Annotated in this window: 21 protein-coding genes; 15 read left to right on the top strand and 6 right to left on the bottom strand. The window is 66.7% G+C overall.

Going from position 1 to position 25,978, the window contains the following annotated elements; all coding sequences use genetic code 11:
* Positions 1-179: 179 nt before the first annotated feature.
* On the bottom strand, positions 180-1,121 hold the full coding sequence (locus E3C22_RS15120) for a LysR substrate-binding domain-containing protein (RefSeq protein WP_134762863.1): 942 nt from the start codon (positions 1,119-1,121) through the stop codon (positions 180-182).
* A gap of 146 nt (positions 1,122-1,267) precedes the next feature.
* On the opposite strand from E3C22_RS15120, the gene E3C22_RS15125 reads away from it, so the two are divergent.
* Positions 1,268-1,564 (top strand): hypothetical protein, encoded by a 297-nt coding sequence (locus E3C22_RS15125; protein ID WP_134762864.1) that lies wholly within the window; start codon positions 1,268-1,270, stop codon positions 1,562-1,564.
* Between the two features lie 195 nt (positions 1,565-1,759).
* Here the strand turns inward: E3C22_RS15125 and E3C22_RS15130 are convergent, their stop codons facing one another.
* Positions 1,760-2,011 carry a hypothetical protein gene (locus tag E3C22_RS15130; RefSeq protein ID WP_134762865.1) on the bottom strand — a complete coding sequence of 84 codons (252 nt, stop codon included), beginning with the start codon at positions 2,009-2,011 and terminating at the stop codon, positions 1,760-1,762.
* 55 nt (positions 2,012-2,066) lie between these two features.
* Positions 2,067-5,525: an indolepyruvate ferredoxin oxidoreductase family protein gene (locus E3C22_RS15135; RefSeq protein WP_245515011.1), complete on the bottom strand. Its 3,459-nt coding sequence runs from the start codon at positions 5,523-5,525 to the stop codon at positions 2,067-2,069.
* On the opposite strand from E3C22_RS15135, the gene E3C22_RS15140 reads away from it, so the two are divergent.
* From E3C22_RS15140 to E3C22_RS15155, 4 genes are all read left to right on the top strand, one after another.
* Positions 5,518-5,793 carry a hypothetical protein gene (locus tag E3C22_RS15140; RefSeq protein WP_134762867.1) on the top strand — a complete coding sequence of 92 codons (276 nt, stop codon included), beginning with the start codon at positions 5,518-5,520 and terminating at the stop codon, positions 5,791-5,793. The two genes, E3C22_RS15135 and E3C22_RS15140, sit on opposite strands and share 8 nt — an antisense overlap.
* 202 nt (positions 5,794-5,995) lie before the next feature.
* A complete protein-coding gene (locus tag E3C22_RS15145; RefSeq protein WP_134762868.1) occupies positions 5,996-6,640 on the top strand; it encodes a TRAP transporter small permease subunit in 645 nt (214 codons plus the stop codon).
* The gene (locus E3C22_RS15150) at positions 6,637-8,715 is read left to right on the top strand and encodes a TRAP transporter large permease (RefSeq protein ID WP_134762869.1); all 2,079 of its coding nucleotides are present in this window, start codon (positions 6,637-6,639) and stop codon (positions 8,713-8,715) included. The genes E3C22_RS15145 and E3C22_RS15150 overlap by 4 nt, the downstream gene beginning before the upstream one ends.
* A 247-nt stretch (positions 8,716-8,962) precedes the next feature.
* Positions 8,963-9,970: a DUF4424 domain-containing protein gene (locus E3C22_RS15155; protein ID WP_134762870.1), complete on the top strand. Its 1,008-nt coding sequence runs from the start codon at positions 8,963-8,965 to the stop codon at positions 9,968-9,970.
* Positions 9,971-10,072: 102 nt separating this feature from the next.
* Here E3C22_RS15155 and E3C22_RS15160 read toward each other — a convergent pair whose 3' ends face one another.
* The 3 genes from E3C22_RS15160 to pyrC form a co-directional block, all read right to left on the bottom strand.
* On the bottom strand, positions 10,073-10,522 hold the full coding sequence (locus E3C22_RS15160; RefSeq protein WP_134762871.1) for a hypothetical protein: 450 nt from the start codon (positions 10,520-10,522) through the stop codon (positions 10,073-10,075).
* Entirely contained in the window at positions 10,519-10,728 is a 210-nt protein-coding gene (locus tag E3C22_RS15165) for a hypothetical protein (protein ID WP_134762872.1), read from the bottom strand. Before E3C22_RS15165 ends, E3C22_RS15160 begins: the two co-directional genes overlap by 4 nt.
* Positions 10,729-10,874: 146 nt before the next feature.
* Positions 10,875-11,924, bottom strand: a complete 1,050-nt coding sequence (gene pyrC / locus E3C22_RS15170) for a dihydroorotase (RefSeq protein ID WP_134762873.1) — start codon at positions 11,922-11,924, stop codon at positions 10,875-10,877.
* A 374-nt stretch (positions 11,925-12,298) separates the two neighbouring features.
* Between pyrC and E3C22_RS15175 the strand changes: the two genes are divergently transcribed.
* The 10 genes from E3C22_RS15175 to edd all read left to right on the top strand — a co-directional run bounded on the left by E3C22_RS15175 (position 12,299) and on the right by edd (position 25,905).
* Positions 12,299-12,985 (top strand): pentapeptide repeat-containing protein, encoded by a 687-nt coding sequence (locus E3C22_RS15175; protein WP_134762874.1) that lies wholly within the window; start codon positions 12,299-12,301, stop codon positions 12,983-12,985.
* Positions 12,986-13,064: 79 nt separating this feature from the next.
* Positions 13,065-14,114 carry a threonine aldolase family protein gene (locus E3C22_RS15180; RefSeq protein WP_134762875.1) on the top strand — a complete coding sequence of 350 codons (1,050 nt, stop codon included), beginning with the start codon at positions 13,065-13,067 and terminating at the stop codon, positions 14,112-14,114.
* A gap of 396 nt (positions 14,115-14,510) precedes the next feature.
* Positions 14,511-14,735, top strand: coding sequence for a ribosome modulation factor (locus tag E3C22_RS15185; RefSeq protein WP_134762876.1), 225 nt, complete (start codon positions 14,511-14,513; stop codon positions 14,733-14,735).
* A gap of 299 nt (positions 14,736-15,034) precedes the next feature.
* A complete protein-coding gene (locus E3C22_RS15190; RefSeq protein WP_134763035.1) occupies positions 15,035-16,465 on the top strand; it encodes a glutamine synthetase family protein in 1,431 nt (476 codons plus the stop codon).
* A 15-nt stretch (positions 16,466-16,480) separates the two neighbouring features.
* Positions 16,481-17,767 carry an NAD(P)/FAD-dependent oxidoreductase gene (locus E3C22_RS15195; RefSeq protein ID WP_134762877.1) on the top strand — a complete coding sequence of 429 codons (1,287 nt, stop codon included), beginning with the start codon at positions 16,481-16,483 and terminating at the stop codon, positions 17,765-17,767.
* A 361-nt stretch (positions 17,768-18,128) separates the two neighbouring features.
* The gene (locus E3C22_RS15200; protein WP_134762878.1) at positions 18,129-18,776 is read left to right on the top strand and encodes a heme oxygenase-like domain-containing protein; all 648 of its coding nucleotides are present in this window, start codon (positions 18,129-18,131) and stop codon (positions 18,774-18,776) included.
* Positions 18,773-21,385 carry an HWE histidine kinase domain-containing protein gene (locus E3C22_RS15205; protein ID WP_134762879.1) on the top strand — a complete coding sequence of 871 codons (2,613 nt, stop codon included), beginning with the start codon at positions 18,773-18,775 and terminating at the stop codon, positions 21,383-21,385. The genes E3C22_RS15200 and E3C22_RS15205 overlap by 4 nt, the downstream gene beginning before the upstream one ends.
* 244 nt (positions 21,386-21,629) lie before the next feature.
* On the top strand, positions 21,630-23,108 hold the full coding sequence (gene zwf / locus E3C22_RS15210; protein ID WP_134762880.1) for a glucose-6-phosphate dehydrogenase: 1,479 nt from the start codon (positions 21,630-21,632) through the stop codon (positions 23,106-23,108).
* A gap of 81 nt (positions 23,109-23,189) precedes the next feature.
* On the top strand, positions 23,190-23,894 hold the full coding sequence (pgl, locus tag E3C22_RS15215) for a 6-phosphogluconolactonase (protein WP_134762881.1): 705 nt from the start codon (positions 23,190-23,192) through the stop codon (positions 23,892-23,894).
* Between the two features lie 193 nt (positions 23,895-24,087).
* Entirely contained in the window at positions 24,088-25,905 is a 1,818-nt protein-coding gene (edd, locus tag E3C22_RS15220) for a phosphogluconate dehydratase (RefSeq protein ID WP_134762882.1), read from the top strand.
* The last annotated feature ends 73 nt before the right edge of the window (positions 25,906-25,978 follow it).

Here is a 25,978-nt window from a genome sequence, read left to right on the forward strand (position 1 = left end):
CGCGACGCGCCATGCAATGCGGCCTGTGGTCGCCTTGGCCGCGCAAGCCGCGGCCGCCCGCCGGCCAAGAGCTGTCAGAGTGGTTCGATTCCGACATTTACGTCCGTCTTGGATCGGGCTCGCGGCAAATGTCGGAATCAAAGGACCACCAGGTCGATCTCTGTTTCGAGTGCAGCTTTCTAGGCAGCATCGACGAAGTCGGCGAGGCTGACGCAGGTGCCCCGCAACAGCTGTCGCAGCTGGGCATGGGCGAAGTCGATGAAGACCCGCACGGCCGGGAGCATCGCCCGCCGCGAGGTGAAGGCGATGTGCAGCGTCTCCTCCTCGCCCGCCCAGTCGGGGAGCACCCGGACGAGATCGCCGCTGCGGATCATGCTCGCGGTGAACTGCTGCGGCAACAGCGCGATGCCGCCGTCGTTCTTCGCCGCCTGGGCATGCACGGACAGGGACGGCGAGACGATTCGCGGGGCGATCTCCACCGTCCGCATTTCGCCGGTGCGATGCAGCAGCCGCCACTGTTCGCCGTCCTGGCCGAGACGGCCGATGGTCTGAAGCCGGGTGAGATCGTCGGGCGTCACCGGCTTGCCGGCCGAGGCGAGATAGCCGGGGCTGGCAACGAGGCCGGATTCGATCTCGGCAATCCGCTTCACCACCAGATCGGAATCGCCCGGCTGATCGAGGCGGCCGCCGCGGATCGCCACGTCGACATGTTCCTCGGCGAGATCGAACCGGCGCATGCCGATGAGCAGCCTCACCTGCACCTTCGGATACTGGGCGAGGAAGCTCGGCAGGTTGGCACCGAGCGTCGCGGCACAGGCGCCAGGCAGTGAACTCACCGTCACCATGCCGCGCGGCTCGGCGCTGAGCGACGTCGCCATCATCTCGGCGGACTGCAATTCCATGACAGCCGTACGACACTTTTCGTAGAAATCCTGGCCGATGGCCGTGACCGTGAAGCTGTGTGTCGTGCGCTCGATCAGCCTGACGCCAAGATCTTGTTCCAATGCCAGAATCCGCCGCGACAGGGTCGATTTCGCGACGCCGATGTCCCGCGCGGCAGCGTTGAAACCGCCATTTCTGACGACGGCTTCGAAATAGCGGAAATCATTGAGGTCGTGCATCTTGCGTTCCACTCATGGGACGAGATGTCCCAAACGCATGTCTACAGCGGTTCGTGTCCCAATCATAGACCAAGGGTAGGACAGCCGGCGTCGAATCGTGACGTCGGCGCGGGTCCCGATTTGGTAGGAAGAGTGGGAATATCGAAATGAAGACGCTTTTGACGCTCGCGGTCGCCCTTGGCGGCCTTGCCGCCGCCCCGGTCGCATCGAACGCCGCCGGCCTCGTCCCGGGATCCGGCGCCGACTTCACCCCCGCCCCGAAGGTCGAAACCGTGACCAAGGCGCGGTCCGACGACAACATGACCACCAGCTCGACACGCACCTATGGCGCGACGCGCCGGCTGCCGGTCTCCGCCCAGCAGCAGAAGGCCGAGTCGGATTCGACCGTTCACCAGCGCCCGTCGATCCTGGTGCCGGGCTCGGGTGCCGACTTCAGCCAGTAACGGCCGCCTCCCCAGACCGATCGTCCGGCCCGGCCGGGCGATCGCCAGCATGCCCGATGCGCTTCGCCTTTACGGCGGAGCGCATCTGCTTTTGGGACGGCAGGCGGGGTGCAGACTGCTCACCTGGCGCTCCGACCAGGTGTTCCTCGCGGCACCCACCCGCCGTGACGCTTGCACTCACCCTAAACACCGACCTCAGCGGCGATCCTTCTCCGCTGCCGGCACATAGCGGCTGTTGGCGCGCGGCGGATGCTCCGCAATGCCGGCCACCCAGTCGAAGAACCGGGCGACGGCGACCGAATCCGTCTTGTTGGCGACGATGTCCTTCTGCGGAAACTCCTTCAGCGCCCGGTAGCGGCGAAGGGCCCGCTCGGAGAGGCCGAAAAAGGCGCGCAGCTCCTTGTCGGACATGAAGCGCGGCCAGTGCGGGGTGGTTTCCTCGGACATCGCCGAAGACATGCCCGCGCCGCTGGCGATTGTCCATCCCGGCGGATGGGAGGTGCTATTCGGCCGCCTCGGCCATCGGTCTTGACGCGGTCAACGCAGCCTCAGCCGCCTGGCGGCGCCGCTCTGCCGCTTCGGCCTTCCGGCGCCGCACCGGGCCGAAGCCGTTGATCCCCTCCGGCCATTTCGCCAGATCCAGGGCGGCGGCATGATTGTCCGCCGTCAGGCGAGAGACGATCGTCTCGATGCTTTGCCGATAGGCTTCGAGCTGCGCCCGCTGCTCCCGGCGCTCGGACGAGAAGCGGAACGGATCGATCGCCGTGCCCCGCAGCCGCCGCATCGCGCCGAGCAGCCGGAAGCCGGTCATCATCCAGCCGCCGAAGGCTCGCTTCCTCGGCCGCCCCGCCGGGCCGTCTTCGCCGAAGACCGGCGGCGCGAGATGAAAGGTCAGCCGCTGATGGCGGTCGAAGCTTTCGGCGAGCTGCGCCTCGAAGCCGCCGTCGGCATAGAGCCGGGCCACCTCGTATTCGTCCTTGATCGTCATCAGCCGGTAGAGCTCGCGGGCGACGACCCAGGCGATCTCCTGACGGCCCGGCGCCACGTGGCCCTCGGCTTCGCGGACCTTCGCGACCGTCGCCTCGTAGGCGCTCGCATAGGCGGCGTTCTGATAGGCCGTCAGGTCGTCGATGCGCCGGGCGACCGCCTCGTCGAGAGTTTCCGAGCGTCGGCGGTGGTCCAGCCGGGCCCGCGCCGGCTCCCTCTCCGCAGGCAGCGCGGCCGGATCGGCATGGAGCGCCCGCCCCCACTCGAAGGCTATAAGATTGGTCTCGACGTCGACGCCGTTCAGCCGGATCGCCTCGCGCAGCGCCGTTCCCGACACCGGCAACTCGCCGGTCTGGAAGGCCATGCCGAGCATCAGCGTATTGGCGAAGATGGTGTTGCCGAAGAGCCGAGTGGCGGCAGCCTCGGCGTCGATCCTCGTCACCCTGTCGCGGCCGGCCGCGGCCTCGATCGCCTCGACCAGCCGACGGTTGGGGAAGGAGAAGTCGACATTGCGGGTGAACTCGCCGGACAACGTCTCGTGGCAGTCGAGCACCACCGCGGTCTCGCCCCGGCGGATTGCGGCGCGCACCTTCGCCGAGCCGGCGGTGACGAGGTCGCAGCCGATCACCAGCCGCGCCTCGCCGGCGGCGACTCGGATCGCCTTGACGTCCTCCCGGCGGGGGGCGATGCGCACATGGCTGGTCACCGGCCCGCCCTTCTGGGCAAGGCCTGCCATGTCGATGACGCCGGCACCATGGCCGTCGACATGGGCCGCCATGGCGATCAGCGCACCGATGGTGACGACGCCGGTGCCGCCGACGCCGGTGATGACGATGCCGACCGAGCCCGACGGCCCGCGAAATTCGGGTTCCGACGTCTCGGGCGCGTCGAGCCTTCCGGTCTGCGGCATCTTCAACGCCGCGCCGTGGACGGTCACCAATGCCGGGCAGAAGCCGTCGAGGCAGGAGAAGTCCTTGTTGCAGGCCGACTGGTCGATCTGCCGCTTGCGCCCGAACTCCGTCTCGACCGCGGCGATGGCGACGCAGTTCGACTGGACCCCGCAGTCGCCGCAGCCCTCGCAGACCCGCTCGTTGATGACGACGCGGCGATCGGGATCGGGAAACTGCCCGCGCTTCCGGCGCCGGCGCTTCTCGGCGGCGCAGGTCTGGTCGTAGATGAGGACGGTGAGCCCCGGCGTTTCCGCCAGCTCGCGCTGCACGCTGTCGAGGTCGCGGCGATGGTGAAAGCGCGTGCCGGCCGGCATCAGCGGAGCGCCGCGATGCTTGTCCGGCTCGTCCGAGACGACGACGATCCGCCTGGCTCCCTCGGCCGCCACCTGCGCAGCGATCATCGGCACGCTCAGCCCGCCTTCGTGAGCCTGGCCGCCGGTCATCGCCACCGCATCGTTGTAGAGGATCTTGTAGGTGACGTTGGCGCCGGACGCGGCAGCCGCCCTCAGCGCCAGGAGGCCGGAATGGTTGTAGGTGCCGTCGCCGATATTCTGGAAGACATGGGAGCGGGTGGAGAAGTGCCGCTCGCCGAGCCAGTTGGCGCCCTCGCCGCCCATCTGGGTGTGGCCCTCGGTCTCCCGGTCCATCCACTGGGCCATGTAGTGGCAGCCGATGCCGGCATAGGCCCGCGAGCCCTCCGGCACCCGGGTCGACGAGTTGTGCGGACAGCCGGCGCAGAAATACGGCGTGCGGGCGGCGATCTCTTGGGAACCTGAAAGATGCTTCTGCAGGGTCTCGATCCGGCCGATGCGGGCGCCGAGCGCCTCGTTCGGCCGCCGCTCGGCGATCGCCCGGCCGATGACGAGGGCGATCTCGTTGGCATCGAGCGCCCCCTTCGCCTTGAACAGCGTCTCGCCGGCAAGGTCGGTCTTGCCCACAATCGCGGGCGCACCGGCTGTGCCGTAGAGGATGTCCTTCAGCTGCGGCTCGACGACGCCGCGCTTTTCCTCGACGACGATCAGAAGTTCGAGACCCTCGGCAAACCGGCGCACGAAGGAGGGCTCCAGCGGCCAGGGTACCGCCAGCTTGCCGAGCCTGAGGCCGAAGCCGGCCGCCGCCACCTCGTCGATATCGAGGGCGGCCAGCGCCTGCTCGACATCGAGCCAGGACTTGCCGAGCGACAGGATGCCGATCCGCGGCGACCGGCCACCGGAATGGACGATCCGGTCGAGACCGTTCGCCGCGACGAAGGCGCGCGCCGCCGGCAGGCGGTGCTCGTGCAGCATCGCCTCCTGCTCGAGCGGGTGGGCGGTCCGGCGGATGTTGCGGAAGGCGGGCGGAGCCTCATCCTCGGGAAGGACGAAGCCGAGGCGATCGCAGGCGGCGTTCACCGTCGCGGTCGATTCCACCGTGTCCTTGATCAGCTTCATCGTCGTCCACAGCCCGGAAAAGCGCGACAACGCGTAGGCAGCAAGGCCGAAATCGAGGATTTCCTGGACGCCGGCCGGGTGGAAGACCGGCATCATCGCGTCGATCGCGGCAAATTCCGACTGATGGGCGGAGGTCGAGGATTCGCAGGTATGGTCGTCGCCGAGCAGCGCGATGACCCCGCCATGGCGGGACGTGCCGGCGAGATTGGCGTGGCGAAAGGCATCCCCCGAGCGATCGACGCCCGGGCCCTTGGCGTACCAGAGGCCGAAGACGCCGTCGTAGCGCCCCTCGCCGCGGATCTCTGCCTGCTGCGCGCCCCAGAGGGCGGTCGCAGCCAGATCCTCGTTGATCGCCGGCTCGAAGACGACGCGGCATGCCGAAAGCTCGCGACCTGCGCGAATGAACTGCTGATCGATGCCGCCGAGCGGCGAGCCGCGATAGCCGGTGACGTAGCCTGCGGTCGAAAGCCCCGCCGCCCGGTCGCGGGCGGCCTGCATCAGCATCAGCCGGACGACCGCCTGGGGCCCGGACAAAAGCACGTCTTCGACGGAAAGGTCGAACCTGTCGCCGAGCGCGACGCGGCGAATGGTCATCATTCTCCTCCTCGGAGCTCTCGGCGCCTCCCCGCGCCGCGACCGGTTTGCCGGTTCGCTCCTGATTTCAGATGGTTGTCTGCCTTCCAAAGGCAATCGTCAAAGACTTTTGCAGCTGTCTTCGCGCCATTCGACGCGGACGCGGCAGGACATCCATGCCGGCGCATCCGACCGCGGGACAGAATTGGCAGTGACGCCCTCGCTGCAAGCGCCGCGGCCACGACGTCAGCTGCAACGGCTGTCAAGCATCAACGATCATCTCGCCTGACCTTTGCCGGGCCGCCCGAGCACTTGCACAACCTCGTGAATTTGCTTAACGCAACCGGACTTTCGGGCGCGACGCGCAGGCCGCGAGCGCCCTCCTGACAGCCAGCCTTCCCGGGCCGGTTCGACAAAGATGAATCGGAGGACGGCGGGCGCGTGCGAGCACAGCCGAGCGTCGATCCCCGGCGATTGGGGGAAAACGCCGCATGTCGGCACTCATGTCTTTTGCGCGCGGCATCGACAGGGTCACCGCCTTCGTCGGGCGCGGCGTCGCCTGGCTGGTCCTCGTGGTGGTGCTGGTCAGCGCCGGCAATGCGGTGATCCGCAAGGTCTTCGACATCTCGTCCAACGCCTGGCTGGAACTGCAGTGGTATCTGTTCGGCGCGATCTTCATGCTCGCCGCCGCCTGGACCCTGCAGCGCAACGAGCACATCCGCGTCGACATCGTCTCCAACATGCTGTCGAAACGCACCCGCGACTGGATCGACCTGATCGGCCACCTGGTCATCCTCCTGCCCTTCACGGTCGTCATGGTCTGGCTGCTCGCCCCCTATGTCCTGCACTCCTTCGAGATCGGCGAATATTCGCCGAATGCCGGCGGGCTGATCATCTGGCCGGCCAAGGCGCTGCTGCTTGCCGGCTTCCTGCTCCTCCTGTTCCAGGGGATCTCGGAGCTGATCAAGCGCGCCGCCGTGCTGTTTGCCGGCTATCCGGACGAGACGCCGGCGGGCGTCGCCCACGCGGCCGAAGCCTCCGAACTCGCGGCGCTGGCGCCGGACGCGCCGCAGGGCGGCAGCGAGGTCCCGACCGGCAAGACCGCTTCCCGCGGTAACGGGGAGGCACACCGGTGATCCAGTTCATCGCCCACAATCTCGCGCCGATCATGTTCGCCACCCTGGTGGTGGTGCTGCTGCTCGGCTATCCGGTCGCCTTCTCGCTCGCCGCGATCGGTCTCGCCTTCTTCGTCATCGGCGTCGAGCTCGCGCCGCTGTCGTCCGACATCAACCTCTTCTGGCCGCTCCTGAAGGCGTTGCCCGACCGTTTCTTCGGCGGGGTGATGTCGAACGACACGCTGCTCGCCATCCCCTTCTTCACCTTCATGGGGCTGATCCTCGAGCGCTCGGGCATGGCAGAGGATCTGCTCGAGACCGTCGGTCAGCTCTTCGGCCCGCTGCGCGGCGGCCTCGCCTATGCGGTGATCTTCGTCGGCGCGTTGCTCGCCGCGACCACCGGCGTGGTCGCCGCCTCGGTGATCGCCATGGGCCTCATCTCGCTGCCGATCATGCTGCGCTACGGCTACGACCGGCGGCTCGCCTCGGGCGTCATCGTCGCGTCGGGCACGCTGGCCCAGATCGTCCCGCCCTCGCTCGTCCTGATCGTTCTTGCCGATCAGCTCGGCCGCTCGGTCGGCGACATGTATTCCGGCGCCCTCGTCCCGGCGCTGGTGCTGACCGGCCTCTATCTCCTCTACATGTTCGGCGTGACCATGCTGAACGCCAAGGCCGCGCCGGCGCTTCCCCCGGAGGCGCGCACCCTTGGTGGCGGCGTCCTCTCGCTGCTCCTGTCGATCGTCGCGGCGGTCGCCATCTCCTATGCCGCGACCGTCTATTTCGAAGGCCGGGTGCAGCAGGGCGCCGCGATCTGGGGCGCCGTCGTCGGCGTCGCGGTCGTCTACACCGCCGCGGTCGTCAACAAGGCGCTGAAGCTCAACCTCCTCTCCTATCTGACCCAGCAGGTGATCATCGTCATGGTGCCGCCGCTGGCGCTGATCTTCCTCGTCCTCGGCACCATCTTTCTCGGCGTCGCGACGCCGACCGAAGGCGGCGCGATGGGCGCGGTCGGCGCGCTGATCCTCGCCTTTTCCAAGCGCCGGCTGAACACCACCCTGATGGTCCAGGCGATGGAGGCGACGACCAAGCTCTCCGCCTTCGTCCTGTTCATCCTGATCGGCGCGCGGGTGTTCTCGCTGACCTTCTACGGCGTCAACGGCCATGTCTGGGTCGAGCACCTGTTGACCTCCGTGCCGGGCGGCGAGACCGGCTTCCTTATCGTCGTCAACCTTCTGGTGTTCTTCCTCGCCTTCTTCCTCGACTTCTTCGAGCTCGCCTTCATCATCGTGCCGCTGCTCGCGCCGGTGGCCGACAAGCTCGGCATCGACCTGATCTGGTTCGGCGTTTTGCTCGGCATCAACATGCAGACGAGCTTCATGCACCCGCCCTTCGGCTTCGCGCTGTTCTACCTGCGCTCGGTGGCGGCCAGGGTGCCCTATCTCGACCGGATCACCGGCAAGCGCATGGAGCCGGTGACCACCGGACAGATCTACTGGGGCGCGGTGCCCTTCGTCTGCATCCAGGTGGTGATGGTCGGCCTGACGATCGCCTTCCCTGGCATGGTGATGCGCTACAAGACCGAAGTGCCGAAGGCGAGCAGCACGGACTTCAAGGTGCCGGGCTTCGGCGAGAACGGCGGCGGCGGCAATGGCAGCGCACCGTCCTTCGGCCTGCCGCCGCTTGGCGGCGCACCCTCCTTCGGCCAGCCCGGAGCCGGCGGCCAGAACGGCAATGGCAGCTCCGGCGGCACGGGGAATTCCGGCAATGGCGGCTTCGGCCTGCCGCCTCTGAGCTTTCCGGGCAGCCAGCCGGCGCCGGGCGGAGCGGGTGTGGGGAGCGGAACCGGCGGCGCGTCCGGCCAGAGCAATCAGAACGGCCAGGCCCCGAGCTTCGGCCTGCCGCCGCTGCAGCTCGGCAACGGGCCGGCGGAAAGCCTGCCGCCCGCGACAGGCGAAACCGCTCCATCCGGAAGCGGCGATGCCTCGGCGCCCGGCCAGCCGGCGGGGAATGGCGCGCAGCCGCAGGACAGCCCGCCGGCGAGCGGCAGCAACGCGCCAGGCGGCGTCGACCTGTCGAAACCGCCGGCCTTCAACTGATCAGCGGATCCCGCCCGCCGGGCCCTGCTCTTCTCACCCTGCTCTTCGGGCTTCGCTCGTCAGGCCCGGCCCGTAATCCGGGGTAGAGCCTGAACTGGCGGGAATCTCCGGCAATCGTCTTGGCCACCGTCGGCTGCCTCTTGGGCTCTAGAAAGGCCTCTTGCGGGCAGACCCACGCGCAGGCAATCTTGGCGCCACCTGACGCTCGGTCATTTCCGACCCCGCCAGCCCAACGAGGGGGTCGACCTTGCTCTCCCGCGCCCTGCTTTCGGCCATGCTCGCTTTCGCCGCCGCCTCGCCGGCCCTCGCCAATGATTCCACCGCCAATCTTGCCGTCGGCGGACTGACGCTGACGACCACCGACGCGATCGAGATGCGCCGGGAAGACCTGTCGATCGCGATGGACCGCATCGCGGTCGACTATGAGTTCGTCAACGCCACCGACCAGCCGGTGACGACCACGGTCGCCTTTCCCCTGCCGGAGATCGAGATCGATCCGTTTGACGGCAACATCGACCTGCCCTCGGCCAATCCGGACGATCCGTTTCTGTTCAAGACGACGGTCGACGGCAGACCGGTGGCGATGACCATCGACCGCGCCGCTTATCACGACGGCGCCAATATCACCCGGCGGCTGGAAAAGCTCGGCGTCCCCCTCGCGCCCTTTGCCGGGGATGCCGTCGACGTCCTCGACAGGCTGCCAGAGGCGGAGCAGCAATCGCTGCTCGGCGAAGAGATCGCCGTCCTCAACGAATACGACGCCGGCAAGGGCCGGGGGAGGCATCTCGCACCGAACTGGTCGCTGCGCCTTGCCTATCACTGGCAGCAGACCTTTCCGCCGAAGACGGTCGTCAAGGTCAGCCACAGCTACAAGCCCTCGGTCGGCAGCTTTGTCTCGACGGCGGTCAGCGCCAGCTATCAGAGTCCGGAGGAGGCACGAGAGTTTCGCGCCCGCTACTGCGTTGACGACGACATCGTGGCTGCGGTGAAGCGGGCCGGGGCGAAAGCAGGCGTCGAAGGCGGCGGTTTCCAGGACCGCTACATCGACTATGTGCTGACGACCGGAGCCAACTGGGCGAAGCCGATCGGGAGCTTCCACCTGATCGTCGACAAGGGTTCGCCGAAGAACCTCGTCAGCTTCTGCGCCAGCGGCGTGAAGAAGATCGCGCCGACGCAATTCGAGGTGGTCTACCGGGACTTCACCCCGAAGGACGACCTGCACGTCTTGATCCTGAGGGCCTTCGGGACCGAATAGCCTGCCGATTGTTCGGCGATTCCCATCGCACCGCCCTTTGGACGTTCCAAAGAGGTCGTCGAGCTCGTCACAACGGTCTTCGACCGGTGAAAATCATCGGTTTCATCGACCCCCGACGGCCTGTACCGTCGATAGCAGGTCTATGCCGACGGATCGAAGCACCACCGCTACGAATATCAGAAAGAGCGTGTAGATCCCTGCTGCCACGCATGACGTCCAGACCGACTTCCAGAACGTGCCCCTCAGTGCCTCTTCGCGAATTTGCGGGGCGTTGTTCTCGATCACCGAACCTGCAAAGGCCAGCAGGACAGCCTCGGCTTCCTTTTCTGCACCGGACACACGCGTGGGCGTCCAGGTCCGGATATACTCCTGCAGCTCGTCATCGTTTGGTTTGCGGCCGTTCCTCTCGAAGAAGTCGGTCGCCCACTCACGTTTCGCTAATTTGTAGAGACAGTACGCAACCATGCCGGGAAGCATCTCGGGATCCGGCTGGCTGGCGTCGACGAAGCGCTCGAATAAGGGATTGTAGCGAGGGGCCCGCGGCTCACTCACTCAACGACCTTCGGCTCGCCTGTGGTCGCGATCGCCACTTTCAGGCGGCTCGCGGCGGCCGTCTTCGCCGAGGTGAACGTGTTGTCGCTGACAACGCGCACATAACCCATCCCGGGCACGCTAACTTTTTTGCCGTATTGGCTCGCCTTGCCTGGGCCCTGAAGGAGGACGCCATGAGTTCGACCGGATGTTTTCATGGCCTTCATCGAATAGGCTTCCTTCCCCGCGAAAGTCTCAGAGCGGCTCGCCCCGACGTTACCACTGAAGCCTTTGCCTGCCTATAAATGGGATGCAAACATTTCTCGGGCAACCGCCCGTCGTATCGCGACGTCTGACCTGGCGACCAGTCCGATCACCCCTCGGCCACCGACCACATCAGCGGCTTGTCCGCCCGAAACACTACGACGCTGCCGTCCTCGCCGGCATCGACGGGGCGGAAGATCGCTTCGTCCGGCGCGGCCTTGCGCAGGGTGATCTTGTCCTCATTGACCGGCAGCCGGTAGAAGGCCGCGCCGTTCAGCGAGACGAAGGCTTCGAGCCTGTCGAGCGCGCCTTCCTCGTCGAAGACCTGCGCGACGTAAGGAATGGCCACCGGCGCGTTGAAGATGCCGGCGCAGCCGCAGGCGCATTCCTTCAGCGACGACAGATGCGGCGCCGAATCCGTGCCGAGGAAGAACTTGGCACTGCCAGACGTCGCGGCCTTGCGCAGCGCCTGGCGATGGTTTTCCCGCTTGGCGATCGGCAGGCAGTAGAAATGCGGACGGATGCCGCCCTTGAAGATGTCGGTGCGGTTGATGATCAGATGCTGCGGGGTGATCGTCGCGGCGAGATTGTCGTCGGCCTCGCCGACATAGGATGCGCCCTCCTCGGTGGTGATGTGCTCCATCACGATGCGAAGGGCCGGAAAGTCCTTGCGCAGGGGGGTGAGCACACGCTCGATGAACACCGCCTCGCGGTCGAAGATGTCGACCTCGGGATCGGTCACCTCGCCATGGACGAGCAGCGGCACGCCGGCCTCCTGCATCGCTTCCAGCACCGTGTGGACCTTGGAGAGATCCTTGACGCCCGCGTCGGAATTCGTCGTCGCGCCGGCCGGATAGAGTTTTACCGCGGTCAGTTCGCCGCTCGCCGCTCCTTGGGTGATCGTCTGAGGATCGGTCGTCTCGGTGAGGTAGAGCGTCATCAGCGGTCGGAACCGCGCGCCGGCGGGCAGCGCCGCCGCGATGCGGCCGCGATAGGCGCGCAGGTCTTCAAGGGTCCGGACCGGCGGCACGAGGTTCGGCATGATGATGGCGCGGGCAAAGCGCGCCGCGCTGACCGGCGCCACCGCCTTCAGCATCGCGCCGTCGCGCAGATGGAGATGCCAGTCGTCTGGACGGGTGATTTCGATCTGTTCGACCATCGTTTCGATCCTTGCCGAGCCGCCGCGCGTCGGCCGCTCCGGCAGATGTCCTTGCGTCGTTGCGCCTACGCGCCGCACCCGCCGGTGCGACGGCGGTTTGAGCAGACCTGCCCCGCCCTGTCCAGACGCCCGGCCGTATCCCGCGGCTTGATACGCATCGCGTCCCGCGCGGCTTCAGGCCGCATCGTCCGGCATTGCCGAACGCAGCCCCTCCTCCCACATCTCGCCGGTGCGACCGCAACCTGGAGACCGACGGCACCATGACGAAGGACGCGTTGCCGACGGCTGTCGGCCAGGGCCCATCGAGCGACCGGGCAGGACGGACAGACCCGACGAATACACGGCCGTTTCGCCGCGGGTCTGGCGTTTCAGCCATGGGCGCTCTCCTCGCCACCTTGCCACTGGTCTTGCTCGCCGGTGCGGGATCTAAAGCGTTGGCGGCCGACTGCACCGCCCCGGCCCATGCGTCGATCGACTGGCATCACTGCAACCGCCAGAACCTCATGCTGCACGCGGCCGACCTTGCCGGAGCCGATCTGCGCGACGTCGACTTCACCCTCACCGACCTGCGAAATGCCGACCTCTCCTCGGCCAGACTGACCGACGCCAAGCTGGTGCGCGCATCCCTCGCCGGCGCAACGGCCGACGCTGCGGATTTCTCCAAGGCGGAAGGCTACAGGACCGATTTTTCCGGCGTTTCAGCCCAAAAGGCCTCCTTCCAGAGCGCCGAGCTGCAGCGGGCGGATTTTGCCGACGCAAATGTCGAGGGCGCCGATTTCGGCAAGGCGGAACTCGGCCGGGCGCATTTTGCCGGCGCCACCCTCGGCAACAACAGCTTCGCCTTTGCCAATCTCGCCAGGGCCGAGTTCGCCGGTGCCAAGATCGACGGCCCGCTCGATCTCGGCGGCGCCTATCTGTTCCTCACTCGCTTCGAGGGCGTCGACCTCTCTTCGACGAAGGGTCTCGTCCAGAGCCAGATCGACATCGCCTGCGGCGACACCAGGACAAAGCTGCCGGAAGGCCTGACACGCCCGGCAAAATGGCCCTGCGGCGCCGACTGAAGCTGGCGCCCGGCCGCAGCGCGGGAGCCGCCTTGCCGGCCGCTTGCGTTGTCTCGCAGTGCGGTATAGGCCAGCCGCCATGATCTTTGCTTCCGACAACTGGTCCGGCGCCCACCCCGCCGTCAACGCCGCTCTCGCAAGGCACAGCGAGGGCATGGCGAGCGCCTATGGCAGCAGCGACCTCGACAAGGCCGTCGAGCAGCGCTTCAACGAGATCTTCGAGCGCGAGGTCGCCGTATTCTTCGTCGGCACCGGCACCGCGGCGAACTCGCTGGCGCTCGCCTCGGTCAACCGGCCGGGCGGCGTCGTCCTGTGCCACCGCGAAGCGCATATCATCGAGGACGAGTGCGGCGCCCCGGAGTTCTTCACCCATGGTGCGCGGCTTGCTGCCGTCGACGGTCCGGACGGCCGGATCGATCCGGCGAATCTCAGGCGCGAGCTCGCCCGCTTCAAGCCGGGCCACGTCCATACCGGCCAGCCGATGGCGGTGTCGATCAGCCAGCCCGGCGAGGCCGGCACGCTCTATAGCGCCGACGAGATCGAGGCGATCGCCTCGATCGCTCACGGCCGCGACCTGACGCTGCACATGGACGGCGCGCGCTTTGCCAACGGCCTCGTCGCCACCGGCCTGTCGCCGGCCGAGATGAGCTGGAAGCGAGGCGTCGACATCCTCTCCTTCGGCGCGACGAAGAACGGCTGCTGGTGCGCCGAGGCGATCGTCGTCTTTGATCCCGACAAGGCCTCGCAGTTTCCCTATATCCGCAAGCGCGGCGCCCAGCTGTTCTCCAAGACGCGCTTTGTCGCGGCGCAGTTCATGGCCTATTTCGAGGGCGGTCTGTGGCTGGACATGGCCGGCCATGCCAACCGCATGGCGGGGCTGTTGCGCGAGGCGCTCGACAAGAGCAACGCGGCGCGCCAGGCCTGGCCGACGGCAAGCAACGAGGTCTTCGCCGTCCTGCCGAAGGACCTCGCAGCCCGCATGCGCGAGGCCGGCGCGGTGTTCTACGACTGGAACGCACCCCATTCGATGCCGGAGCTGACCTCCGAGGACGAGACGCTGGCGCGGCTGGTCACCAGCTGGTCGACCACGCAAGCGGACGTCGAGGGGTTCGCCGCGTTCCTGCGGTAGCTTTTCATCCGTCTTGAGAAGCCTCCAGTCCCGAGCCGATAGCGCTGGCACTCGACGTGATCGGCGCTCGAAACCAGCGCTCCTGCCGCGGGTCGGTCCGACACCGTTTACGCTGTCTGGCCGTCAGTTGCCTCGAAGTCCGCCGATCGCGGGTTGCACGGATCAGCGCCGAAGTTTCGCAAGTTCATCATCACGTTTTCCCTCGCGCCGTTGATTTCCGCCCGGGACCGTCACCACATCGGCGGTGCGATAGCCCGCTCGCCGCTCCCATCAGCGCCGCGCCGGCTTCCGCGACAATGCCGGGAGAAGACCGCACGCTCGGGCCGAAGCTGGCCTGCGCAAACGGTGCAACGCCACAGAAGCGATACCCGGCAAAAGACCAAAGGGAGATGAAACATGGTCACCGATGCCTTCGAACAGGGCCGCCTAGCCTTCCGCCACAACCATCCGATGTCGGCCTGCCGATATCCGGTCGGCTCGGACCTTCGCGCGCAATGGATGGCCGGATGGAACACGGCGCGAAATGCCGCACCCGGCGGCGACGGAAGCGCCCATCCCGGCATGATGTCGGACGCGCGCCGGGTCGGCGATCTCGGACGGCCGGCAGCCCACGAGTCCTGATCCGGCCGATCCGCATTGATTTGCAACAGGATGGCAGCGGCGCGGCAAGGCTTCGCGCCGCCGGCGAGCTTTCAGCGCGGGCCCTGCCGGAAGTGGTGGGCCGATTGCCGCTCCGGGACCGGCCTTTCCTCGCCCTTCACAAGCCTGTATCCTGGCTGTCAGCCCCTTCAAGGCCCTTCAGACAGGCATTCATGTCCACACCTCAAAAGCCGAAATCCTCGCGTCCCCTGACGCCCGAGCGGATCGACTCCAGGCGCCGGTCCGGCGGCAACGAGGCGAGCCCGATCAAGGGCGCGCCGATGCCGGTGAAGCGCGATCTCGCCCATCTGAAGCTCTCGCCGGAGGAAACCCGCGCCTTCCTCGAATCGAAGCGCGGCGTTCGCTCCATGGACGAGGCACGCGAGTGGCTGCAGCTGCGCGGCATCGACGATCTCGAATGCATCACCCCGGATCTTGCCGGCGTTGCCCGCGGCAAGATGATGCCGGCGAAGAAGTTCACCGCCAACACCTCGCTGGCGCTGCCTTCGGCGCTGTTCATGCACACGATCTCCGGGGAATATCCGGAAGAGAGCGGCGAGTTCCGCTATTCGCCGAATGACGGCGACCTGAAGCTCGTGCCGGATCTCTCGACGCTCTGCCTCGTCCCCTGGGAGAACGACCCGACCGCCCAGGTGATCTGCGATCTCGTCGACCATTCCGGCGCCGCCGTCGGCTATACGCCGCGCAATGTGCTGAAGCGGGTTCTCGACCTTTACGAGAACATGGGCTGGAAGCCGGTCGTCGCGCCGGAGATCGAGTTCTACCTCGTCTCCAAGAATGTCGATCCCGACTATCCGCTGGTACCGCCGATCGGCCGCTCCGGGCGGCAGATCCAGTCCGGCCAGTCCTATTCGATCGGCGGGGTCAACGAGTTCGACGAGCTGATCGACGACATCTACGACTTCTCCGACGCGCAAGGGCTGGAGATCGACACGCTGATCCACGAGGAGGGCGCTGCCCAGCTCGAGATCAATCTTCGCCACGGCAATCCGCTGGAGCTCGCCGACCAGGTCTTCATGTTCAAGCGGACGATCCGCGAGGCGGCGCTCGGCCAGGACATCTACGCGACCTTCATGGCCAAGCCGATCCAGGGCCAGCCGGGCTCGGCGATGCACATCCACCAGTCGGTGGTCGATGCGCGCACCGGCCGCAACGTCTTCTCCAACGAAGACGGCACCGCGTCGGACCTGTTCCGCCACTTCCTCGGCGGCATGCAGCATTACGTGCCGAAGGCGCTCCTGATGATGGCGCCCTACGTCAACTCCTATCGTCGGCTGACCTACGGCATGGGCGCGCCCACCAACACCGCCTGGGGCTACGACAACCGCACGACGGCTTTCCGGGTGCCGAATTCCGACCCGGCCGGCCGGCGGGTGGAGAACCGCCTGCCCTCCTCCGACGCCAACCCCTATCTCGCCATCGCCGCCTCGCTCGCCTGCGGCTGGCTCGGCATGACCGGCAAGGTCGAGCCGGAGGAACCGACCGACCTGACCGTCAACGAGGATGGCGAGATCGAGCTGCCGCGCGGCCTGCTCGAGGCGGTCGCCGCCTTCGAGGCGGAGACCCACTTCCGGGACGTCTTCAGCCAGGAGTTCGTCGGTACCTATGCCGGCGTGAAGCGCGGCGAGCACGAGACCTTCATGCAGGTGATCAGCCCCTGGGAGCGCGAATTCCTGCTGCTTCAGGTCTGACGCCGGGACCGCACGATGACTGACAGCTACGTCTCGCCGATCGCGCCCGGCCGCAGCTACTACCAGGACACGGTCGAGCGGCCGCGCTTTGCGCGGCTCGAAGGCGCCGAGAAGGTCGACGTCCTCGTCGTCGGCGGCGGCTTCACCGGCCTGTCGGCGGCAATCCATCTGGCCCGCAGCGGCGTCGACGTCGCCCTCGTCGAGGCGCACCGCTTCGGCGACGGGGCATCGGGCAGGAATGGCGGCCAGATGGGGACCGGCCAGCGGCTGTGGCCGGGCGAAGTAGAGGCCCTCTACGGCTTCGAGCGCTCCAAAGCGCTGTTCGATCTCGCCGAGGAAGCGAAAGCCCATCTCTTCGAGTTCATCGCCGCGAACGACATCGACGCGGATCTGAGGATGGGTCAGCTCTCGGTCGCCCACAAGCGCAAATACCTGCCGGAATATCGCGGCCAGGTCGAGACGCTGAAGAGCCGCTACGGCTATCACAGCGTCAGCTACATGGACGGCGATGAGACCGCCGAGCGGCTCGGCTCGACGCGCTATTTCGGCGGCATCCGCGACACCGGCACCGGCCACGTCAATCCGCTGAAGCTTCTGGTCGGCCTTGCCAAGGTCGCGGCCTCCAGCGGTGCGAAACTGTTCGAGGAAACCTCCGTCCTCTCGACCCGCCGCGAGAACGGCCGTGTCGTCGCGGTCACCGGTCATGGCGAGATCGCCGCCGAGCGCGTGCTCTATGCCGTCAACGCCTATGGCCCCGACCTCGATCGGGCGATCGACTCCCATGTGATGCCGATCGGCTCCTTCATCGGCGCCACCGAGCCGCTGCCGGAAGGCACCCCCGTCCTGCCGGGCGGCGAAGCCTGCGACGATTCCCGCTTCGTGGTGCGCTACTTCCGCAAGAGCATCGACAACCGCCTGCTGTTCGGCGGCCGCGAGGCCTATACCTCCGAGGCCGGCGACATCACCCGCCACATCCGCAAGCAGATCGCCGAGGTCTATCCGCATCTCAAAGGGGTCCGCCTCACCCATGCCTGGGGCGGCAATGTCGGCATCACCATGCAGCGCCTGCCCTTCGTGCGCACGCTGTCGCCGGGCGTGACCACGATCGGCGGCTTTTCCGGCCACGGCGTGATGCTCGCCAATTTTGCCGGCCGGCTCTATGCCGAAAGGGTCGCAGGCAACCGCGACCGGCTGGCGGAGTTCGAGGCGCTCGATATTCCGGCCTTCCCCGGTGGCCGCCGCCTCAGGGCGTCGCTGCTTTTCCTGGCAATGACGTGGTTTTCTTTACGCGACAAATTGTAGCGCAAGTACAAAGTTGCAGGATCCTGTCGCCACGCCCTGCGGTAGGAAGTCATTCACCAAAGACAACAGCTCTCATTGCCGGCTACGAATAATTCAGCCGTTGCGCAGCGTTTTCTGGAATCGCTCCACTTATCAGCAACAGAATTCGGGCCATCTCCGCGGGGACTTTTTCTCCACTGGTCAGGGGAACCGGCCGGGGATCAGAGCGTCGCTGCCGCAGCGAAGAAAATCTGGCTGTGACGCAAGCCGTGATCTGCCAGACTTTTCAACGGCAAATACCGCAAAAGGCTGCTGGTGCGACCGTTTCGCGCCGCTTGACCACCCTTGTAAGTGCATAAAAAGACATACAATTCGGACATTAATGAACGAAATATCGGTTTTCACCACGAATGGCGATGCAAAGACCCGGGGCGGCCCTGCCGCAGACGGGCTGCGGAGCTATCTGCGTTCGCGGACGGCGAAGGCGCATGCGCAGCTCGATGCCCGCTTTGCGTCGATTGCCGCGAGGCCCGAGGCGTCCGACTACCATCGCTTCGTCCTGATGAACCTGACGGCCTATCGCGGGCTCTCGGCGTTTCTTGCGGCGCAATCCATCGAAACGGCTCCGGACCTCAAGACATCCGTGGATGCCGACCTGCAGCGCCTTGAGACCGATGCAGCAGCGATGGGGCTCGATGGTACGGCAACGGCCGACTTCGTCCTTGCGCCCTATGGTCCGACCGAAGCGGCCGGGGTTACCTATGTTCTCGACGGCTCGAAGCTCGGTGCCAGGTTCATCCATCGCCGCCTGGAAATGGCCGGCATGATCGCACCCCGGAGCGGCATTTCGACGGAATTTCTCGGTGCGGCCTTCGATGCACCTGCCATGGGAACATCGTCGGACGCCCTCGCCGCAGTAGCGGGGGCCTACGAGAGCGCGGCGGAAGCCGCTCTTGCAACATTCGCCCTGTTTGAACGTTCCCTCGATCGGGTCGTCGCGGCTCGCAGAGAGGAGCATTTATCGCGATGAATTTTTCCGGGCCCTCTTCCGACGAGCTCGATCTGTCGAACTGCGATCGCGAACCGATCCATATTCTCGGGCGGATCCAGACCTTCGGCTATCTCGTTGCCATGTCGACGGACTGGATCATTCAGCACATCTCGGCAAATATCGGCGAGGTGTTCGGGCGCGGGCCCGATGATCTTCTCGGTGCGCCGCTGGCGGAAATCCTGCCCTCCTCGGCCCTTCATGCTATCCGAGGCAAGCTCCAGCTTCTCTCCCCCAACGACGGGTCGGAACGCGTCTTCGGCGTCGATCTGTTCGAGGACGGCCGGCGCTTCGATATCGCCATCCACATGTCCGACGTGTCGATCGTCGTCGAGATCGAGGTATCGAATGTCGATGCGAACGGCGTCGGCAATCCCGGCTCGCTGATCAAGTCGATGATCGCCCGCATCCAGCGCTGCGAGACGATGGATGGCGTCTATCGGGAATGTGTGCGTCAGTTGCGCGCGGTGACCGGTTTCGACCGCGTCATGCTCTACCGCTTCAACGACAACGGCGCCGGCAGCGTCGTCGCCGAGGCGCTCAATCGTGGCATCGAGCCCTTCATGGGGCTCAGCTATCCGGCCACCGACATTCCGCGTCAGGCCCGCCGCCTCTATCTGAAAAACCGCATCCGGATCATCGCCGACATCAATTCACAGGATGTCGACATCGTCCCGCCGACCAATCCGAACGGCGCGCCGCTCGATCTGTCCCTGTCGGTCACGCGGGCGGTTTCGCCGATCCATGTCGAGTATCTCAAGAACATGGGCGTCGGCGCGTCCTTCTCGATCTCGATCGTCATCGACGACAAGCTGTGGGGGCTGTTCGCCCTGCATCACTACGCGCCGCGTCAGCTCTCCATGGAAACCCGCAGCACCATGGAACTGTTCGGCGAGATGGTCTCGCTGGTCATCGAGGGCCGGCTGGCCAAGGAGATGCGCAAGGTCGAGGAAGAGGCCCGCGACCTGCACGACCGGGTGGTCGGGCGTCTCGTCGCCACCTCGCCGACGATGGAGGAACTGGTCGACTTCGCCGACGACTTCCGCGAGCTGATCCCCTGCGACGGATTCGCGGTCTGGGCGAAGGACGTCGTTCGGACGGTGGGGCGCTGCCCGTTCCCGGACGACATGCCGGGCATTGCGCGCTTCCTCAACCGCGCCGCGGCGAGCCGCGTCTACGCGACGGAGCAGCTTTCCGCCGTCTATCCGAAGGCGCAGGAATTTCCCGATCGCGCCGCGGGCCTCCTCGCCATCCCGATCTCGCGCTCGCCCCGCGACTATCTGATCTTCTTCCGGCGGGAAATCATCGAGACGGTCACCTGGGCCGGCCGGCCGGACGAGAAGCCCGTCGAATACGGGCCCAATGGTCCACGCCTCACCCCGCGCAAGAGCTTCGAGGCCTGGCAGGAAACGGTGCGCGACAAGTCGGCGCCGTGGTCGATTTCCGATCTCAAGGCGGCCGAGGCGCTGCGCGTCTCGATCCTCGAGGTGCTCTTGCGCTTTAACGAGGAGAGCGAGCGTCAGCAGCAGCGGGCGACCCAGAACCAGGAACTGCTGATCGCCGAGCTGAACCACCGGGTCCGCAACATCCTCAGCCTGATGCGGGCGCTTGTCGTCCAGAGCCGGGCCGGCGCCAAGACTGCCGACGAATTCGCGGCGATCATCGGCGGCCGTATCCAGGCGCTGGCGCGGGCGCACGACCAGATCACCAACGACCACTACCAGCCGCAGAGCCTCGGATCGATCATCCAGACCGAGATCGAGGCCTATATCGGCCACAAGGTCAGCCGTGTTCGGCTCGACGGTCCGCCGATCCTCGTCGAGGCGCGGGCCTTCTCGACGCTCGCTCTGGTCTTCCACGAGATGGTGACGAACTCCGCCAAATACGGGGCCCTGTCGGATTCGCGCGGGCGGATCGAGGTCAGCTGGCGGATCGACGAGAACGAGTGCTGCGAGATCCTCTGGCGCGAGAGCGACGGGCCGCCCGTGCAGTCGCCGACCCGCCGCGGCTTCGGCTCGACCATCATCGAACGCTCGATCCCGCACGACCTCGGCGGCGAGGTCACGGTCGACTATCACCTTGCCGGCGTGCGGGCGCGCTTCCTGCTGCCGCCGCAGGTCTTCTGGCTCGACGAGACGCCCGAGGCCGCAGCGCCGGAAAATCCTGCCAAAGAAAGTAGTCAAGTGAACGCAATGACGGCGGAAATCGCCGCACCCATGAGCCTCAGCGGCAAATCGGGCCTCATCGTCGAAGACAACATGATCATCTCGCTCGACGCCGAGCAGATGCTGCTCGACAACGGCGCCGCCCGCGTCCTCACCGCCACCAACGTCGCCGAGGCGCGGCGGATCGTCGAGAGCGAGGCGGTCGACGTGGCGCTGCTCGACGTCAATCTCGGCAGCGAGACGAGCTTTGCGCTGGTGCCGCTGCTCGACGAAAAGAACATCCCCTTCGTCTTCGTCACCGGGTACGGCGAGAAGGTCGAGCTGCCGCAATCGGCCAATGACGGCGTCGAGGCGATCAAGAAACCGTTCGCCACCGACCAGCTGATCGCCGCCCTCGAGCGCGCGCTGGCGCGCCGGCCGGACTGACCATTTGCCGCGCCTATGCCCCCGGCGGTTGCTCGGCGGGCGGCACGCGATAGATGCTGATCCCTGGACGCGCCTCCGACACCCATGCCTGGCTGCTGCCGCTTGACGATCGGGGCTGCGTCGAAGAGTTTTTATTGGCACTGGAAAAATTCAATCGATTAGACTAGTGCCTCGCCACGGAGCAGCCTGTCGCCGCGGCATCTTGGCGCAAGAGCTGCCCGAAAACCGGATCAGGAAGTGACCGATGTCCAGCCAGATCATCCCGGTCGACCCGTTCGACTACGTCGTGTTCGGCGGCAATGGCGACCTTGCCGAGCGCAAGCTGCTCCCGGCGCTCTATCACCGCGACCATGACGGCCAGATCCCGCCCGAATCGCGGATCATCGGCGCCTCGCGCTCGGAATTCTCCGACGAGGCCTATCGTGAATTCGCCCGCGAGGCGCTGACCAAGCACGTCAAGCCGGAAGACATCCACGAGACCTCGCTCGGCCGGTTCCTGTCGCGGCTGCACTACCGCACCGTCGACGCCCAGGCCGATGGCGGCTGGGACGAGCTGCGGGCGCTTCTCGACGAGGAAGGCCATTCGCGTATCCGTGCCTTCTACCTCGCCGTCGGACCATCGCTCTTCGCGCCGATCGCCGAGCGGATCAGCGGCAAGGGCCTTTCCAACGAGCATTCGCGCCTCGTCGTCGAGAAGCCGGTCGGCCGCGACCTCGATTCGGCCCGCGAGCTCAACGCCACGATCGGCCGGCATTTCCGCGAAGACCAGATCTTCCGCATCGACCACTATCTCGGCAAGGAGACGGTGCAGAACCTGATGGCGCTGCGCTTTGCCAACGCCCTCTACGAGCCGATCTGGAATTCCACCCATATCGACCACGTACAGATCACCGTCGCCGAGTCGGTCGGCCTCGAGGGCCGCGCCGGCTACTACGACAAGGCCGGCGCGCTGCGCGACATGGTGCAGAACCACATCGTCCAGCTGCTCTGCCTCGTCGCGCTCGAGCCGCCTTCGGCGATGGATGCCGACGCGCTGCGTGACGAGAAGCTGAAGGTCCTGCGGGCGCTGAAGTCCATCGACAGCTCGAATGTCGAGACGAACACGGTGCGCGGCCAGTACAAGGCCGGCGCGTCCGGCGGCAATGCCGTGAAGAGCTATCTCGACGATCTCGGCAATGGCGACAGCGACACCGAGACCTTCGTCGCCATCAAGGCCGAGATCGGCAACTGGCGCTGGGCCGGCGTGCCGTTCTACCTGAGGACCGGCAAGCGCCTGTCCGAGCGCATGTCGGAGATCGTCGTCACCTTCCGGCCGATCCCGCATTCGATGTTCGAAAGCGCCGCCGGCAAGATCGCCCAGAACCAGCTGGTCATGCGGCTGCAGCCCGACGAGGGCGTCAAGCAGTGGCTGATGATCAAGGATCCCGGCCCCGGCGGCATGCGGCTGAAGCATGTTCCGCTGGACATGACCTTCGCCGAATCGTTCCGGACCCGCAATCCGGACGCCTATGAGCGGCTGCTGATGGACGTCATTCGCGGCAACCAGACCCTCTTCATGCGGCGCGACGAGGTCGAGGCCGCCTGGGAATGGGTCGATCCGATCCTGAAGGCCTGGGCCGAGAAATCGGTCAAGCCGCAGGGCTACACCGCCGGCACCTGGGGCCCGTCCGCCTCGGTCGCGCTGATCGAGCGGGACGGCCGCACCTGGCACGAGCCGGACTGACCGCAGCAACACGCCGTCCCGCCGGCCCGCCTGTGCTGGCCGGAAAGGGGCCGCGCCAGCCAAGGGATCGAGGGGTGCCAGATGGCCGAACCGGCGTTCCATCGCTACGAAACCCGTGAAGCGCTCGCCGAGGCGCTGGCCGCCGGCGTCGCCGCCGTGCTCGCAGGCGCCATCGCGACGGAGGGCGAGGCGCGGCTGGCCGTCTCCGGCGGCTCGACGCCGAAGCTTTTCTTCGAAAAGCTGTCGGGGGCCGAGATCGACTGGCACGAGGTGACGGTCACGCTGGTCGACGAGCGCTGGGTGCCCGAGGAGAACGCCCGCTCCAACGCCGCAATGCTGCGGCGCCACCTCCTCACCGGCCGGGCCGCGGCGGCCCACTTCGTTCCCTTCTACGAGCCGAGCGACATGCCGGAAGAGGTTCTCGACACGCTGAACGACCGCTTCCACCGGATCGGCCGCAATTTCGACGCGGTGATCCTTGGCATGGGCAATGACGGTCACACCGCCTCCTGGTTTCCGCATGCGCCGGGGCTTGCCGGCTGCCTCGACCCGAACACCGACGACGCCGTTGCCATCGTCCATCCGCTCGATCAGGACGAGGCGCGGGTGACGCTCACCTTCCCGATGATTGCCGACGCGCGGTTCCTCGCGATCCACATCGAGGGCGAGGAGAAGCTGAAGACGCTGGAGGCGGCGCGGGCCGCCGGCGCGGTCGAGGCGATGCCGGTGCGGGCGGTTTTCGGTGCCGCAAGGCCCGGGCCTCTCGACGTCTTCTGGGCGCCGTGACAGATTGAAGGGGCAGCCGATCCGGTTCCGGCCGGCGGCTGCAACCCCTGCTCCGCCGACAGCATCATTCGGGCACGAGCTCGAAAATCCGGTTGCCGCCTTTCCGGTTCGTGCCCGGCGCGGCGAACAACGTCGAAGCCCCGGGCGCCTGAGGCGCCCGCCGCGCTTCCACCATTCGACAAGGGGACGAAGCATGACTGCAGACCGCCGTATCGAAGAGATCACCGATCGCATCCGCGAGCGGTCGGCGCCGACGCGCGAGCCCTATCTCCAGCGCATCCGGGCCAAGGGCGCCGAGGGTCCGAAGCGCACGACGCTCACCTGCGGCAACCTCGCCCACGGTTTCGCCGCCTGCGGCCCGCTCGACAAGGAGCGGCTGGCCGACGACCACACCCCCAATCTCGGCATCATCACCGCCTATAACGACATGCTCTCGGCCCACCAGCCCTATGAGCGCTACCCCGAGCTGATCCGCGAGGCGGCGCGCGAGATCGGCGCGACGGCGCAGGTCGCCTCCGGCGTTCCGGCGATGTGCGACGGCGTCACGCAAGGGCAAACCGGCATGGAGATGTCGCTGTTCTCGCGCGACGTCATCGCCATGGCCGCGGCCGTCGGCCTCTCCCACGACATGTTCGATGCCGCCGTCTATCTCGGCATCTGCGACAAGATCGTGCCGGGGCTTGCCATCGCGGCCCTGACCTTCGGCCATCTGCCGGCGATCTTCGTTCCGGCCGGGCCGATGACGTCCGGTCTGCCAAACGACGAGAAGAGCCGCATCCGCCAGCTCTACGCGGAAGGCAAGGTCGGTCGCGACAAGCTTCTGGAGGCCGAGTCCCAGTCCTATCACGGGCCGGGCACCTGCACCTTCTACGGCACGGCCAACTCCAACCAGATGCTGATGGAGATCATGGGCCTCCACACGCCGGGCTCGTCCTTCGTCAATCCGAACACGCCCCTACGCGACGCGATGACCAGGGAGGCGACCCGCCGGGCCCTGGCGATCACCGCACTCGGCAACGAGTACACGCCCGCCGGCCTCGTCGTCGACGAGCGGGCCGTCGTCAACGGCGTCGTCGGCCTGCATGCCACCGGCGGCTCGACCAACCACACGATGCATCTCGTGGCGATCGCCGCGGCCGCCGGCATCAAGCTCACCTGGCAGGACATTTCCGACCTGTCGGACGTTACGCCGCTGCTCGCCAGGGTCTATCCGAACGGCCTTGCCGACGTGAACCACTTCGCCGCTGCCGGCGGCATGGGCTTTTTGATCCGCGAACTGCTCGATCGCGGCCTCCTGCACGAGGACGTGCGCACCGCCTGGGGCCGCGGCCTCAGGGCCTATGCGATAGAGGCGAAGCTCTCGGCCGACGGCGATCAGGTGGTGCGCCACGACGCGCCAAAGGAGAGCGGCGATCCCAAGGTTCTCACCACCGCCGACCGGCCGTTCTCCAACAATGGCGGCCTCAGGATGCTGAACGGCAATCTCGGCAAGGCGGTGATCAAGGTCTCGGCTGTCAAGCCGGAGCGCCGCGTCGTCGAGGCGCCGGCGAAGGTCTTTCATGACCAGAACGAGCTGAAGGTCGCCTTCGATGCCGGCGAGCTCGACCGCGACTTCGTCGCCGTCGTCCGCTTCCAGGGGCCGAAGTCGAACGGCATGCCGGAACTCCACAAGCTGACGCCCCTCCTCGGCGTGCTGCAGGATCGCGGCCACAAGGTCGCCCTCGTCACCGACGGGCGGATGTCCGGCGCATCGGGAAAGGTGCCCGCGGCGATCCACGTCACTCCCGAGGCGAAGACCGGCGGACCGATCGCCCGGGTGAAGGATGGCGACATGATCCGCCTCGACGGCGAGACCGGCACGCTGGAAGTCCTGGTCGACGCAGCGACGCTTTCGGCCCGCGCGCCCGAGACGCCGGACCTGTCCGCCAACGAGTTCGGCCTCGGCCGCGAGCTCTTTGCGGCGTTCCGCTTGGCGGTCGGCGACGCGGAGCATGGCGCGAGCGTGTTTTGAGGATCGACTGCGCCGCACGGGGCGGTGGCTTATCGTCGGACTTCAAGGCAGGTCGGATTACAAAATGGCTAAA

The sequence above is a fragment of the Jiella endophytica genome (assembly GCF_004519335.1).
GTDB classification, from domain to species: Bacteria; Pseudomonadota; Alphaproteobacteria; order Rhizobiales; family Rhizobiaceae; genus Jiella; species Jiella endophytica.